This is a genomic window from Brevundimonas sp. SORGH_AS_0993 (assembly GCF_030818545.1).
GTDB lineage: Bacteria > Pseudomonadota > Alphaproteobacteria > Caulobacterales > Caulobacteraceae > Brevundimonas.
Genome location: NZ_JAUTAH010000001.1, coordinates 2,044,446 through 2,058,022 on the forward strand (window position 1 = coordinate 2,044,446; position 13,577 = coordinate 2,058,022).

General features: G+C 70.2%; 10 protein-coding genes. 2 read left to right on the top strand and 8 right to left on the bottom strand.

The features are described from left to right. Positions 1-27 precede the first annotated feature (27 nt). Positions 28-753, bottom strand: coding sequence for a ribonuclease PH (gene rph / locus QE389_RS10165; protein ID WP_307366921.1), 726 nt, complete (start codon positions 751-753; stop codon positions 28-30). 116 nt (positions 754-869) lie between these two features. Here rph and hrcA point away from each other — a divergent pair, with 116 nt between their 5' ends. Continuing rightward, on the top strand, positions 870-1,931 hold the full coding sequence (gene hrcA / locus QE389_RS10170) for a heat-inducible transcriptional repressor HrcA (RefSeq protein ID WP_307369028.1): 1,062 nt from the start codon (positions 870-872) through the stop codon (positions 1,929-1,931). Continuing rightward, entirely contained in the window at positions 1,928-2,590 is a 663-nt protein-coding gene (gene grpE, locus QE389_RS10175) for a nucleotide exchange factor GrpE (RefSeq protein WP_307366923.1), read from the top strand. The genes hrcA and grpE overlap by 4 nt, the downstream gene beginning before the upstream one ends. Positions 2,591-2,618: 28 nt before the next feature. Here grpE and QE389_RS10180 read toward each other — a convergent pair whose 3' ends face one another. The 7 genes from QE389_RS10180 to QE389_RS10210 form a co-directional block, all read right to left on the bottom strand. Further along, on the bottom strand, positions 2,619-4,661 hold the full coding sequence (locus tag QE389_RS10180) for a S8 family peptidase (protein ID WP_307366925.1): 2,043 nt from the start codon (positions 4,659-4,661) through the stop codon (positions 2,619-2,621). Positions 4,662-4,940: 279 nt separating this feature from the next. Further along, a complete protein-coding gene (locus tag QE389_RS10185) occupies positions 4,941-5,840 on the bottom strand; it encodes a dienelactone hydrolase family protein (protein WP_307366927.1) in 900 nt (299 codons plus the stop codon). Positions 5,841-5,985: 145 nt separating this feature from the next. Then, positions 5,986-7,605 carry a bifunctional phosphoribosylaminoimidazolecarboxamide formyltransferase/IMP cyclohydrolase gene (gene purH / locus QE389_RS10190; RefSeq protein WP_307366929.1) on the bottom strand — a complete coding sequence of 540 codons (1,620 nt, stop codon included), beginning with the start codon at positions 7,603-7,605 and terminating at the stop codon, positions 5,986-5,988. A gap of 80 nt (positions 7,606-7,685) precedes the next feature. Then, positions 7,686-9,503, bottom strand: coding sequence for a heparinase II/III family protein (locus QE389_RS10195; protein WP_307366930.1), 1,818 nt, complete (start codon positions 9,501-9,503; stop codon positions 7,686-7,688). Beyond that, a complete protein-coding gene (gene rpe / locus QE389_RS10200) occupies positions 9,500-10,165 on the bottom strand; it encodes a ribulose-phosphate 3-epimerase (protein WP_307366932.1) in 666 nt (221 codons plus the stop codon). Before rpe ends, QE389_RS10195 begins: the two co-directional genes overlap by 4 nt. Before the next feature lie 47 nt (positions 10,166-10,212). Next, positions 10,213-11,544: an RsmB/NOP family class I SAM-dependent RNA methyltransferase gene (locus tag QE389_RS10205; RefSeq protein WP_307366934.1), complete on the bottom strand. Its 1,332-nt coding sequence runs from the start codon at positions 11,542-11,544 to the stop codon at positions 10,213-10,215. A 35-nt stretch (positions 11,545-11,579) separates the two neighbouring features. Then, positions 11,580-13,556: a potassium transporter Kup gene (locus tag QE389_RS10210; protein WP_307366936.1), complete on the bottom strand. Its 1,977-nt coding sequence runs from the start codon at positions 13,554-13,556 to the stop codon at positions 11,580-11,582. Positions 13,557-13,577 lie beyond the last annotated feature (21 nt).

Sequence of the window (13,577 nt, forward strand, 5' to 3'; positions counted from 1 at the left end):
CCCGGCCCTGAGCGGAGGCGAAACCCCCTATCGCTTCACCGCCGCCAGCGCCGCCTTCTGCAGGGCGAACAGTTCGGCGCAGCCTACCTCGGCCAGGGCGAACAGCCGGTCGAATTCGGCACGGGTGAAGCCGCGCTTTTCGCCGGTCGCCTGAATCTCGACGATCTGGCCCGCGCCGGTCAGGACGAAGTTCGAATCCGCCTCGGCCTGGGAGTCTTCCTCGTAATCCAGGTCCAGCACCGGAACCCCGTCGCAGACGCCGCACGACACGGCCGCTACCTGGTCCAGGATGGGATCGACCTTCAGCACGCCTTCGTCGCGCAGATAGGTCAGGGCCGAGGCCAGGGCGACCCAGGCGCCCGTGATGGCGGCGGTGCGCGTGCCGCCATCGGCCTGGATGACGTCGCAGTCCAGCACCACCTGACGCTCGCCCAGCGCCTTAAGATCGACCACAGCGCGCAGGGACCGGCCGATCAGCCGCTGAATCTCCTGGGTGCGGCCCGTCTGTTTTCCGGCCGCGGCTTCGCGCCGGCCGCGCGTGTGGGTCGCGCGGGGCAGCATGCCGTATTCGGCCGTGACCCAGCCCTGGCCCTTGCCGCGCATCCAGCCGGGAATGCTCTCCTCGACCGAGGCCGTCACCAGGACCTTGGTGTTGCCGAAGCCGATCAGGCACGAGCCTTCGGCGTAGCGGTTGACCCCCGTTTCGATGGTGACGAGGCGCATCTGGTCGTCGGTGCGTTGCGAGTGGCGCATGAGCATGGTCCCTTGGCGGCCGGACCCGAGGCATCAGGGGCCTTGGAAGCCGCAGCGGCGCTGCTTATCCTGAAAGCGTGAGCCTGTATGCCCCCAAACCGCCGCCGTTCGACGGCCTGTCGTCCCTGACCGGGCTGGCGGGGCTGGATGCGCGCGCGCGCGACATCTTCCGGCGCATCGTCGAGACCTATCTGGAGACGGGCGAGCCGGTCGGGTCGCGCACCCTGTCCCTGGGCGGGGTGGCCCTGTCGCCGGCCTCCATCCGCAACACCATGCAGGACCTGACCCTGGCCGGCCTTCTGATTGCGCCCCACACCTCGGCCGGGCGTATCCCGACCCATGCGGGCCTGCGTCTGTTCGTCGACGGCCTGTTGGAGATCGGCGACCTGACGGCCGAGGAACGGCGCGAGATCGACGGGCGACTAGCCGGCCGGGGCGGGAGTTTCGAGGCGGCCCTGGACGAGGCGTCCAACCTGTTGTCGGGCCTGGCCGGGGGGGCCGGCGTCGTCTCCAGTCCGGTGCGCGACGCCGGGGTCAAACATGTGGAGTTCGTGGCCCTGGGCGGCGATCAGGCCCTGGCCGTCTTGGTCGCCGACGACGGCACGGTCGAGAACCGGATCATGCGCCTGTCGGCGGGCGTCACCCCTTCGACCCTGCAGGAGGCGTCCAACTTCCTGAACGCCCGTCTGCGCGGCCGGCCCTTGGCCGAGGCGCGGCGCGAGATGGCCCAGGAGCTGGAGGTCGCCCGGCGCGAGCTGGACCAGACCGCCGCCCGCCTGATCGAGGACGGTTTCGCCGCCTGGTCGGGCGGCCCCGACCGGGAACGCGCCCTGATCGTGCGGGGCCGCGCCAATCTGCTGCAGGACCGCGACGGCCTGGCCGACCTGGAACGGGTCCGCGTCCTGTTCGACGACCTGGAGCAGAAGGAGCAGCTGATCGGCCTCCTGGACGGGGTCGATGCGGCGCAAGGTGTCCGCATCTTCATCGGCGCCGAAACACGGTTGTTTTCACTTTCGGGTTCCGCCGTGATCGCGGCGCCCTATATGAGCGGCCGACAGCGGGTCCTGGGCGCCATCGGCGTCATCGGCCCCGCGCGACTGAACTACGCCCGTGTCATTCCGTTGGTGGACTATACCGCCCGGGTGCTGGGCCGAATGCTGGACGGGAAAGAAACGTGAGCGACAAACCCCTGAACGACACCGCCGAAACCCAGGCTGCAGAGGCGGCCGAGACCGACGCCGACCATGGGCTGAACGCCCATCCTGCCAAGGACGGGGGCGACGACCTGGCCCCGCTGGACGCCGTCATCGCCGAACGCGACGAATGGAAGGACCGGGCCCTGCGCGTCGCCGCCGAGATGGAGAATCTCAAACGCCGCGCCGAAACCCAGCAGAACGACGCCCGCGCCTTCGCCATCCAGCGCTTCGCCAAGGACCTGCTGGGCGTGGCCGACAATCTGGAACGCGCCCTGATGGCCGCGCCCAAGGACGCAGAAGGCGCCACCGCTGGCCTGGTGACGGGTCTGGAAATGACCCAGAAGGCCCTGCTTCAGGCGTTCGACACCAACGGGCTGAAGCTGGTCAAGCCCGAGGCGGGCGAGGCGTTCAACCCGCATCTGCACCAGGCCATGATGGAGCAGCCCTCCGACACCGTGCCGGGCGGGGCGGTGATCCAGACCATGCAGTCGGGCTTCGAACTGTTCGGCCGCACCATCCGCCCCGCCATGGTGGTGGTCGCCGCCAAGGGCGCGGGCGCCCAGGCCGCCAATCCCTACGGGGCGCAATCCGCCGCTGACGGCCAGACCCTTGGCGGCCAGGCGTTCGACAGCAAGGCCTGAGCGCCGCTCCGAATCGGGCTGGCGGCGCTCAGAACTGACGCCGCCAGGCCCCGATCAGGGCGTAGGCGGGCGGCGCATCCGTCACATGGCTGGGTTCGCGGCTGGCCACGGCCTGCAGGGTGACGCTGGACCCGTCCCACAGACGACGCTCGCCGCCCAGGATCAGGTCCAGCTGCCGCCCGCTGGGCGTGGCCGAGAAGGTGCGGCGCGAATAGGTCAGGGGATCGAAATAGTCGATCGGCACATCCGCCAGCCAGGCGGCGAATGTCCCGCGCTCGATCCGCAACGGCTGCGACAGTGTCAGGCTGAAACTGTCGCAGAGGGTCGAACAGCCGCTGAGCAGTCCCAGCCGCCAGTTGGAGCTGATCGCCGCCTGATCCATCGACAGGAACCGCCCCTCGACGCGCGTGGAGCCCAGTCCCGCCTCGCCGATCAGCCGCAGGTTCGGCCGCAGCGCCCAGTCGCCGCCTAGCGCGTAGAAGCGCGTCTGCGACGGCAGGGCGAAGTCCGACCCGCCGGGCATATAGGCGCCCAGGGGCCCCAGTCTTTCGCTCAAGGCTCCGGCGCTGAAGGACAGGCCGCCCTTGGCGCCGCGCCAGCCCAGGGTCGCACGGCTGTAGGTCGAGGCGTCCTGCTCCACCCGGCTCAACGGCATGCGGCGATCCCCGCCCCCGTTTTCGGCCGACAGGGTCAAGGCGCCGAAGCGCATGGCCCCCCGCACGGCATGGTCGGCCTGGGCCAGGGCGGCGAAGCCGTCGCCTGCGCCGCCGCCGAAGGGGGAAACGGCCCCGCCCCTGCCCTGCCAGGCGGCGAAACTCAGCCGGCCGCTTTCCAGGTTCAGCATGGCTTCCTGGCGCGGCTCGTCGCCCATCCAGGGCGCGTTCAGCAGGTCGTGGCGCGGGGCGATCGGCTCGGGCGAAGCCGCCGACTGGGCTGCAATCAGGTTCAGACGCCCGCCGTTGGGCAGAGCCAGGCTGGTGCTGGCCGTGCGGCTGGGCTCGAAGGGGGCCGCCTGATAGGAGCGCGCGGGCGCGGCGCGATAGGCTTGGCCCAACTGGACCGCGAACATCCGGTCGTATTTGTCGAACAACACCGTCTCCAGCGCCGTCTGACGACCGAAGGCGTCGCCGAAGGCCCCGCCGATGAAGCTGCCCGGCATGGCCTCGGGCACGATGGTCGTGCCGTCGGCCATGGGGGTCGAGGTCGAACCGACGGGTCGGAATGCCTGGCCCAGATCCAGAAGGCCGCGGCCATAGACGATGTCGGTCCCCGCATCGCCGGCGTCACGGGCGGTCTCCACCAGGATGGCCAGGGCCTGTTTCCCCGTCAGGTTCGGAAAGGCGTCCATCAACAGGGCCAGGGCCCCCGCCACATACGGCGCCGAAAAGGAGGTGCCGCTGACTTCATAGCAGGACGTCCCGTCGCAGCCGGTGATGATTTTGTCGCCCGGCGCCGAGATGTAGGCGCTGGCCGTGTCCCCCGCCTTGTTGGAGAAGCTGGACATGACGTTGGACGCATTGTGCGACCCGACCGCGATCACCGAACCGGCGAAGCGCGAATCGACGGCGTAACGGGCCGGCCAGCCGGGATTGGCCTCGCCGTCGTTGCCCGACGACGCCACGATGACAGCGCCCGAGTTCACCGCGCGCAACAGAGCCGCCTCGAAGGCCGAACCCATCCGGCCGTCGCCGCCCAGCGACATATTGATGATCTTCACCCCGTTGGCGACGGCGTAGTCCAGCGCCTTGGCCAGATCCGAACCGGTGAAACAGACCTTGTCGTCCTTGTCCTTGCAGTCCGAGATGTCGGCGCGGATCGACAGGATGGTCGACTGATAGGCCACGCCCACCGTGCCGAAACTATTGAAGTTGGCGGCGATCACGCCCGAGACCAGGGTGCCGTGGCTGTCGTTGGCCACATAGGGGGTATTGCGGCCCGAGACCACGTCGGTGGAGGCGCTTGAGATTCGACCCTGAAGGTCGCCCTGGGACGAACTGATCCCGGAATCGATCACGCCGACCGTGATCCCGTCCCCCGTCGCGCCCGCCTGCCAGCCGACCTCGGCCTTCATATTGGCCAGGCTATAGTTCCGCAGATACTCGCGCGAGGCCGTCGAAGGCGGCGGGGGTGGAGGAGGAGGAGGAGGAGGAGGAGGAGGTGGTGGTGGTGGTGGCGGAGGTGGAGGCGTCACCACACCGCCGCCGCCGCCGGACCCGCCGCCGCCACAGGCCGTGACCAGCGGCAGGAACAACAAGCTCAGCCCCAGCAGCGCCGCGCGGCTCCGTCTCGCACCCATGTCGATCGCTCCCAGATCGGCCCGTCGCTCTCGACGGTCTTGGCTACTAAGCCTTCAATTCTTTAACGCTTTATCGAAGACCGCCAGCAGGCGTCGCCAGCCGTCCCGGGCGTCGGCCTCGACATAGCTGGCGCGATAGTCGGCGTGGAAGCCATGCGGAGCGTCGGGATAGACGACGATCTCGCTGTGGGTCTGGCCCGCGCGGGTCAGGGCCTGGCGCATCCGATCGACGCTGGCCAGGGGGATGCCCTGATCCTGACCGCCGTACAAGCCCAGCACCGGCGCCTTGAGGTCGTTGGCCAGATCGACCGGCCAGGGCTGGCCCGAGGCGATCTGCACCGGCGTGGCGTCGGGCGCGGGGGCAAGGCGGCCGTACCAGGCGACGCCTGCGCCGACGACGGCGAAACGGGCGGCGGCCTGCCACACCACCTTGCCGCCCCAGCAGAAGCCCGTGATCCCGATCTTGCCGTCCTTGGCCCATAGCTGCTGGCTGGTCCAGTCCAGGGTCGCGGCGATGTCGCCCATCACCTGTTCATAGCCGGCTGCGCCGACGATCTGCATGATCCGGCCCGTGTCCGACAGGGGCGCGGGATCCTCGACCCGCACGAAGAAGGCCGGCGCCACCGCAGCATAGCCGGCCTTGGCCAGGCGGCGGCAGACGTCCTTGATATAGTCGTGAACGCCGAAGATTTCGGACACCACGATCACGACGGGGAAGGGACCGTCGCCGGCCGGCCGGGCCACATAGGCCGGCAGGTCGAAGCCGTCGGGCGCAGGATAGCGCACCTCGGCCGTGACCAGCCCCTGCGCATCGGTGATGATCGGTTTGGCCTCCTTCGCCAGGGCCGCTACGGCGTAGCCAGAAAACAGCAGGCCGCCCAGGGCGCCGACCGCCCTGCGGCTCAGCTTCAGATCATCGGCGCTCTGGCCTTCGGGACGGATCAGGGTGGTCATGGGACGCTCCAGAAACGGGTGAACCGTCAGACCATCACGCCCTTGTTTCATCGTCCAATCACGAACGCGAAGCCGCCAGGACGAAGGAGAGGCGTGCCGCTCGACGCGCGGCGTCTCGCGGCTGGAGCGCATCTCTCCGCGATCCTCAGTGGCGGAAGACCCGCACCCCGGTGAAGGCCATGGCGATCCCCTTTTCGTCGGCGGCGGCGATAACCTCGGCGTCGCGCATCGAGCCGCCCGGCTGGATGACCGAGGTGGCGCCGGCGGCGACGGCTTCCAGAAGGCCGTCGGCGAAGGGGAAGAAGGCCTCGGAGGCGCAGGCGGAACCCTCGGCCAGCGAATGGGCCGGTCCCCCCGTTCTTAGAGCTTGGGCCTCTCCGGCCTCGCGGGCGCGGATGGCGGCGATGCGGGCCGAGTCGCGGCGGTTCATCTGGCCGGCGCCGATGCCGGCGGTCTGGCCGTCTTTGGCGTAGACGATGGCGTTGGACTTGACGTGTTTGGCGACCGTGAAGGCGAAGAGCATGTCCTGAATCTCGGTCGGCGTCGGCTGGCGCTTCGTCACGATCTTCAGGTCCGAAGGCTTGATCAGCGCCCGGTCACGCGACTGGACCAGGAAGCCGCCGGCGACCGAACGGAACACCTCGCCCGGCCCGTGCGGATCTGGAAGACCATCCGGGATCAGCAGGCGCAGGTTCTTCTTGGCGGCGAAGACTTCCTTCGCCTCCTCGTCGGCGCCGGGGGCGATGACGACCTCGGTGAAGATCTCGGTGATGGCGCGGGCGTCATCGCCGTTCAGCGGACGGTTGACCGCGATGACCCCGCCGAAGGCCGAGACGGCGTCGCATTCCAGCGCGCGGGCATAGGCTTCGGACAGATCGCCTCCGACCGCCACCCCGCACGGATTGGCGTGTTTGACGATGACGCAGGCGGGCTGTTCGAACTCGGCGACCAACTCATAGGCGGCGTCGGCGTCGGCGATGTTGTTGTAGCCCAGTTCCTTGCCCTGAACCTGTTCCGCATAGGCCACGCCCGGACGGCGCTCGCCGGTGCGGTAGAAGGCGCCCGTCTGGTGCGGGTTCTCGCCATAGCGCAGGGTCTGGGCCAGCGAACCGGCGATGGACTTGCGGGCCGGGGCGGCGTCTTCCAGCTGGCCGGCGAACCAGCCCGAGACGGCGGCGTCATAGGCGGCGGTGCGGGCGAAGGCGCGGGCGGCCAGTTGCTTGCGCAGGGCCAGGGTGGTGGCGCCGTCCGCCTTCAGGGCTGCGACGATCAGGGCGATGCTCTCGCCGTCCACCGCGACCGCCACATGGCCGTGGTTCTTGGACCCGGACCGGATCATGGCCGGGCCGCCGATGTCGATGTTCTCGATCGCCGCCTCGAAGCCGCCGCCCGATTCCACCGTCTTCTCGAACGGATAGAGGTCGATCCAGACGATATCGATGGGGCCGATGCCGTGCTGGTCCATGGCCTGGGCATGGGTCGGGGCGTTGCGAACGCCCAACAGGCCGCCGTGCACGACCGGATGGAGCGTCTTGACCCGGCCGTCCATCATCTCGGGGAAGCCGGTCAGGTCGGCCACATCCAGAACCGGCAGGCCGAAGCCCGCGATGGCCGCCTTGGTGCCGCCGGTGGACACCAGTTCGACCCCCGCCTCATGCAGGGCGCGCGCCGCCTCTTCCAGACCGGCCTTGTCCGACAGGGAGATCAGGGCGCGCTGCGGCTTCACCTGATCGGGGGCGGGCGGGAAATCGGGAGCGGCGGGCATGGGCGGCGGTCCGGTGCAGGCTGGGGAGGATGGCGCGCCCTCTAGCGCCAATCCGGCCGCCCGTCACCCCACGGCGGGTTTCAGCCCGCCTCGCCGCTCGTGCCGGCCGGGCTCAGTTTCCAGCGGACCTTGGTTTCGGCGTCGGTGCGGGCCGAGCCGCGGACCACGATCTGAAGGCTGCGGCGCGTCAGGCCGGCGTCGATATGGACGCTGGGCTCCACCGCCAGGTCCGGGCCGTCGGTGCGGAACCACCAGCCCCGGCCGGAGGCGCCGCGCAGCAGGATGGAGCGCCGGTCGCGCGCCAGGGACGCCTGCACACCCGGCTCCAGCTGGAACCGGATCGCGTAGGGGGCGGCGATGGGGCGCAGCACATCCCGGCGACCGGGTGTGGGAAACAGCCGCTCTTCGGCCCGCAGTTCGTCCAGCCGTTGATCCAGATAGAGGCGGCGCTGATGGTTCAGACCGAAGGCTTCGGCCCAGCCGTCATGCTCCATCTCCAACCAGATGGCCCCGTCGCCCGTGCGCTGGTCATGGGTCACATGGATCGGCGGTCCCACCAGGCGCGGCCCCAGAAGCTCGCCCTTCCAGCCCCCCAGGGGCTCGTTCAAGGACCGCTCGCCCAGGGTCAGGGTCGAATGGGCGGGCGTCAGCCGCAGGGCCTGACGGTCGGTCGCCGCCGGGGTCCAGCCCGAGCCGGTGAACAGCCGGTCCTTGCCGCAGACCACCTCCAGCGCCAACGGCTGGGCGCAGGCGGTCGCGCTCCAGGCGCCTTGGGCAGGGGCGGCGACATCAGCCACCACCGTCAGCAGCGATCCGGCGATGCGGGACAGGCCGGCCACGACGCCGACCGGAGCCTCTTCGACGGCCTCGTCATGGGCGCGGGCGGCGGCGACGCGGGCCGCGCTGGACGGCCCGCCGCCCTGGAAACTGGCCAGGCCGCCGTCCGGCAGCGTCAACAGGCGAAGGCCCCGCGTCAGCCGGGCGATGGCCTCCGACACGGGGTCGGGCGTCGGCTCCGACAGCTTCGACAGGGCGTCGTCCAGGGTCAGCAGGTCCAGCAACAGCTCCAGCCCGGCCTGAGGACTGCGCGAGGCGTGGCCCCCGTCGGGCAGGACGGTGGTCTTCAGGGCGGTCGGCAGGGCCTTCAGAGCCCGGCGACGCAGGTCCTGGCCCGGCGCGCCGGCCAGGACGCAGCCGCCGATGGCGGCGGCGGTCAGTCGCTCGGCCCTGGTGGCCAGCCCCCCCGGCGGACGCAGCAGCTGGCGCGTCTGGCGCGCCAGGCTGTCGGCCAGCCGCAGCCGCTCGGCCTCGGTCGCCACCGCCCCCATGCGGCGCGCGGCGCAGGCCAGGTTGATCACCCGGCGCGGCAGGATGTCGGGACCCCAGGCGAAGGGCGACCAGCGGGCGAAGGCGTCGATCCAGGTCAGGGTCAGGCGCAGGGCCTCGCGCGCCCCGCGCTCCCCCTGGGCCATCAGGGCCGGCATCCAGTTGAAGGCGTGCAGCTCGACCGCGAAGGGCCGGGTTGGGCTGGGCCTGTTCCACGGATCGGCCGGAGGCTCCACCTCCATCGAGGCGCCGGCCAGGATGAACCGGCCGACCACAAAACCCTTGCCCGGCGCCGGATCGTGCGGCCGGAAATCGCGGGGCGTGGCGGCGAAGGCCGTCACCTTGCGCCCGCCCAGGGTCAGGCCGTAGCCCGGCAGGCCGTAAAGCTCGATCCACAACTGCCGCGTCGCCAGCCGGCCCAGAATGGCGGGCCACAGGCCGGCGCCGACCGCCGCCTCGCCCGAACGCACCGGCGTGCGGACCGGGGCGCCGGGCAGGCCGGGAATCTGGCCCGGCCCGATATCGGGCGCGGCGTCCGACCCGCGCGGCGCAAAGGGGCCGATCGGGCTCACGCGGCGCCCGGGCCAGCTTTCAGGGCCGTGATATTGGCGGCGTAATCGCCCTTGAACACGAAGGAGCCGGCGACCAGGGCGTCCGCCCCCGCCGCCACGCAGGCCGCCGCATTGGCCGAGGTCACGCCGCCGTCCACCTGCAGATGGGCCGCAGAACCGGCGCGATCCAGAATGGACCGGGCGGCGGCGATCTTGCGCAGGGAGGCGTCGAGGAAGGTCTGCCCGCCGAATCCCGGATTGACCGACATGATCAGCACCAGATCGACCAGATCGACCACCTCTTCCAGCACCGACAGAGGCGTGCCGGGATTGAAAACCAGGCCCGCCTTGGCGCCCAGCTGGCGGATGCGGCCCAGGGTGCGATGGACGTGCGGGCCGCTCTCGGGATGGACGCTCAGGATGTCGGCGCCCGCCGCGCGGAAGGCCTCCAGCCACGGATCGACCGGGGCGACCATCAGGTGGACGTCGAACGGCAGGGTCGTATGCGGCCGGATCGCCTTCACGATGTCCGGCCCCAGGGTGATGTTCGGCACGAAATGCCCGTCCATCACATCGACATGGATCCAGTCGGCGCCCGCCGCCTCCAGCGCGCGCACTTCTTCGCCCAGCCGCGCGAAATCGCTGGCGAGGATGGACGGGCAGATCAGAGGGGTGAGGGCCATGGCCTGGGGGATAGGACGGCTTGCGGGCGGGAGCAAGGCGCGCCCGCTCAGGAAATCCGCTCCAGCCGGGCGGCGAAGAAGCCGTCCAGCCCGCCGCGTTCGGGCCAGAATGACGGCAGGATGCGCAGCCAGCCTTCGGGCGTCAGGGCCTCGGCCGGGGCGCCGACGGCGGCCGGATCGACCGGGACGGTGCGGTAGGCGGGGTTGCGACGCAGAAAGGCGATGATCTGGGTCTCGCCCTCCTCGCGCTCCAGCGAACAGGTGCAATAGACCAGACGGCCGCCCGGCTTCACCCGTTCGGCGGCGGCGTCCAGCAGTCGGTGCTGAACATCCGCCAGCTTGGCCACGTCGGCGGGGCGGGTGGCGCGTAGAACCTCGGGATTGCGGCGGAAGGTGCCCGTCGCCGTGCAGGGCGCGTCCAGCAGGACGGCGTCGAAGGTGCGGGCGTCCTCCCACGCCTCGGCCGGGACGGCGACCACCTCGGCGGTCAAGCCGGTCCGCTCAAGGTTCTGCGTCAGGCGTTTCAGGCGCGCGGCCGAGCGGTCCAGGGCCGTGACCGCCGCGCCGTCGGCCGCCAGTTGCAGGGTCTTGCCGCCAGGCGCGGCGCACATGTCCAGAGCCGTCTCGCCGGACTTCACGGCCAGCAGGCGAGCGGGCGCGGCCGCCGCCGCATCCTGCACCCACCAGTCGCCGGTCTCGAACGTCGGCCAGGTCGCCACGTCGCCGCGCCGCCCGGTCCGCACCGTGCCGCCGGGCAGGACTTCGCCCTCCACGGCTTCGGCGACCGACATGGCGTCGACGCCCGGCTTCAGGCTGAGGTCGGTCGGCGGCTCCTCGCGCGCGGCCAGGGCCAGGCCGGTCAGCACCGCCTCGCCATAGGCCGCCCGCCAGCGCGCGGCGATCCAGTCGGGCAGGTTGGATTCCGCCGTTGTCAGACCCGGCCCCTCCCGCCCTATGCCGCGCAGCACGGCGTTGACCAGGTTCTTGTAGGGCCGGGTCTTGGGGTCGCGCTCGGCCAGTTTCACAGCGGTCGACACGGCGGCGAAGGCCGGAGTTTCCAACACCAGGGTCTGGGCCAGGGCGATGCGCATCAAGGTGCGAACCGCCTCGGGCGGCGACTTCTTCAGCCGGCGATCCAGAATCTGGTCGATCTCGCCCAACCGACGCAGGGCCGCCATCGCCACGGCGCGGGCGAAGGCGCGGTCCACCGGCGCCAGGGGGCGGGCCGGCGGCTGGGCCAGGGCCTCGTCCAGACCGTTGCGCTTGTCCAGGGCCGCGTTCAGCAGCAGGCCGGCGACGACGCGGGCCTCGACGCCGATGTCGTCCTGAACCGGCGCGGCCTCGGTCGAGGCCGGACGCGGCTTGCCCTTGGTCGCCATCCGGCGGCCGCGCGCTTCGGAGTTCTGACCCGGCCTCAAACCGCCACCTGCGCGCCCAGTTCGACCACGCGGCCGGGCGGGATGTGGAAGAAGTCGGTCGGATTGGCGGCGTTGCGCATCAGGAAGATGAACAGCTTGTCCTGCCACAGGGGCATGCCCTGGCGCGCCGACGGGATCAGCGAGCGACGGCCCAGGAAGAAGCTGGTCGACATGATGTCGAACTTCAGTCCCTGTTTGCGGCACAGGCCCAGGGCGCGCGGCACGTTCGGCGTCTCCATGAAGCCATAGGTGACGGTCAGCTTCTTGAAGTCGTCGTTGATCGGCTCCATCCGCACGCGGTCCGCTTCCTTGATGCGCGGCCGATCCGAGGTGCGCACGGTCAGGATGACGTTCTTCTCGTGCAGCACCTTGTTGTGCTTGAGATTGTGCATCAGGGCGACCGGGGCGACGTCGGGGTCCGAGGTCAGGAAGATGGCCGTGCCCGGCGCCCGGTGCGGCGGTCGAGCGTGCAGCATCTCGATCAGGTCGCCGAGCGGCAGGCTGTCCTTCCGGGTCTTGGTCGTCAGAATCTGGGTGCCGCGCACCCATGTCCACATGATGACCACCAGCAGGACGCCCAGCACCAGCGGCATCCAGGCGCCGTCCGGAATCTTCAGCAGATTGGAGGTCAGGAAGACGCCGTCGATGAAGGCGAAGGGGATCAGCGTGCCCGCGACCGCCCACAGCGGCCATTTCCAGCCCTTGCGGATCACCGAATAGGCCATCAGCGTATTGACCAGCATGGTGCCCGTCACCGCCACCCCATAGGCGGCGGTCAGGTTGTGCGAACTTTGGAACACCACCAGCAGGACCAGCACCCCGATCATCAGGAAGCTGTTGACCGCGGGCACGAAGATCTGGCCGGCCTGGGTTTCGGAGGTGTTCTTGATATCGATGCGCGGCAGCAGGCCCAGTTGCACCGCCTGCTGCGTCACCGAGAAGGCGCCCGTGATCACGGCCTGCGAGGCGATGACCGTCGCGGCCGTCGCCAGGATCAGCATCGGCCAATAGGCCAGGTGCGGCACCATGTTCCAGAACGGATTGTCCGACGCGGCCGGGTTGTCCAGGATCAGGGCGCCCTGGCCCAGATAGTTCAGCGTCAGGCACGGCAGGACGAAGGCCAGCCAGCCCATGCGGATCGGCGCCTTTCCGAAATGCCCCATGTCGGCATAGAGCGCCTCGGCGCCCGTCACCGCCAGAAAGACGCTGCCCAGGATGATGAAGCCCAGGAAGCCGTCCTGGAGCAGAAGCTGGACGCCGTAATGCGGCGACAGGGCGCGCAGGATGCTGACGTCGTCGAAGATGTGATAGAGGCCCAGGCCCCCGAGGCTGAGAAACCAGACGGCCGTGATCGGGCCGAAATATTTGGCCAGGCTGGCGGTGCCGCGCGACTGGGCCATGAACAGGGCGATCAGTATGCCCGCCGAGATCGGTACGATGAACAGGTCCAGCCGGCCGCTGAGACCCGGCGCGTCCTGCAGGCCCTCGACCGCGGACAGGACGGAAATGGCCGGCGTGATGATGCCGTCGCCATAGAAGAGCGCGGCGCCGCAGACGCCCAGGATGAAGATCCAGGCGCTGCGCCGTCCCACCGCGTGCTGGGCCAGGGCCATCAGCGACAGGGTGCCGCCCTCGCCCTTATTGTCGGCGCGCATCAGGAAGAAGACGTACTTGAACGTCACCACGACCATCAGCGCCCAGAAGGCCAGAGACACGACGCCCACGACCGCCAGATCGCCGCCGACGCCGGTGCGCGCATGGTCGATCGCCTCGCGCAGGGCGTACAGCGGGCTGGTGCCGATATCGCCGAACACCACGCCGATCGCGCCGATCGTCAGGGCCCAGAATCCGCCGTGCTTGGCGACCTGTCCGGCGGGACTATGGGACTCCGGACCCGTGGCGGGGGCGCTTGCGTCCGGCGTGTGCGACGCGGGCGAGGGAGCGCTCGCGTCGTGGGGAGTATCCCCGGCCATGCGTATCCTCCGGGTCGCCGA

Excerpts from the sequence above, each read along its gene's own strand:
- QE389_RS10180 (WP_307366925.1), bottom strand. The coding sequence starts at position 4,661 with ATGAAGGCCGAGGTCGGCTGGCAGGCGGGCGCGACGGGGGACGGGATC.
- rph (WP_307366921.1), bottom strand. The coding sequence starts at position 753 with ATGCGCCACTCGCAACGCACCGACGACCAGATGCGCCTCGTCACCATC.
- purH (WP_307366929.1), bottom strand. The coding sequence starts at position 7,605 with ATGCCCGCCGCTCCCGATTTCCCGCCCGCCCCCGATCAGGTGAAGCCG.
- rpe (WP_307366932.1), bottom strand. The coding sequence starts at position 10,165 with ATGGCCCTCACCCCTCTGATCTGCCCGTCCATCCTCGCCAGCGATTTC.
- QE389_RS10185 (WP_307366927.1), bottom strand. The coding sequence starts at position 5,840 with ATGACCACCCTGATCCGTCCCGAAGGCCAGAGCGCCGATGATCTGAAG.
- QE389_RS10210 (WP_307366936.1), bottom strand. The coding sequence starts at position 13,556 with ATGGCCGGGGATACTCCCCACGACGCGAGCGCTCCCTCGCCCGCGTCG.
- QE389_RS10205 (WP_307366934.1), bottom strand. The coding sequence starts at position 11,544 with ATGGCGACCAAGGGCAAGCCGCGTCCGGCCTCGACCGAGGCCGCGCCG.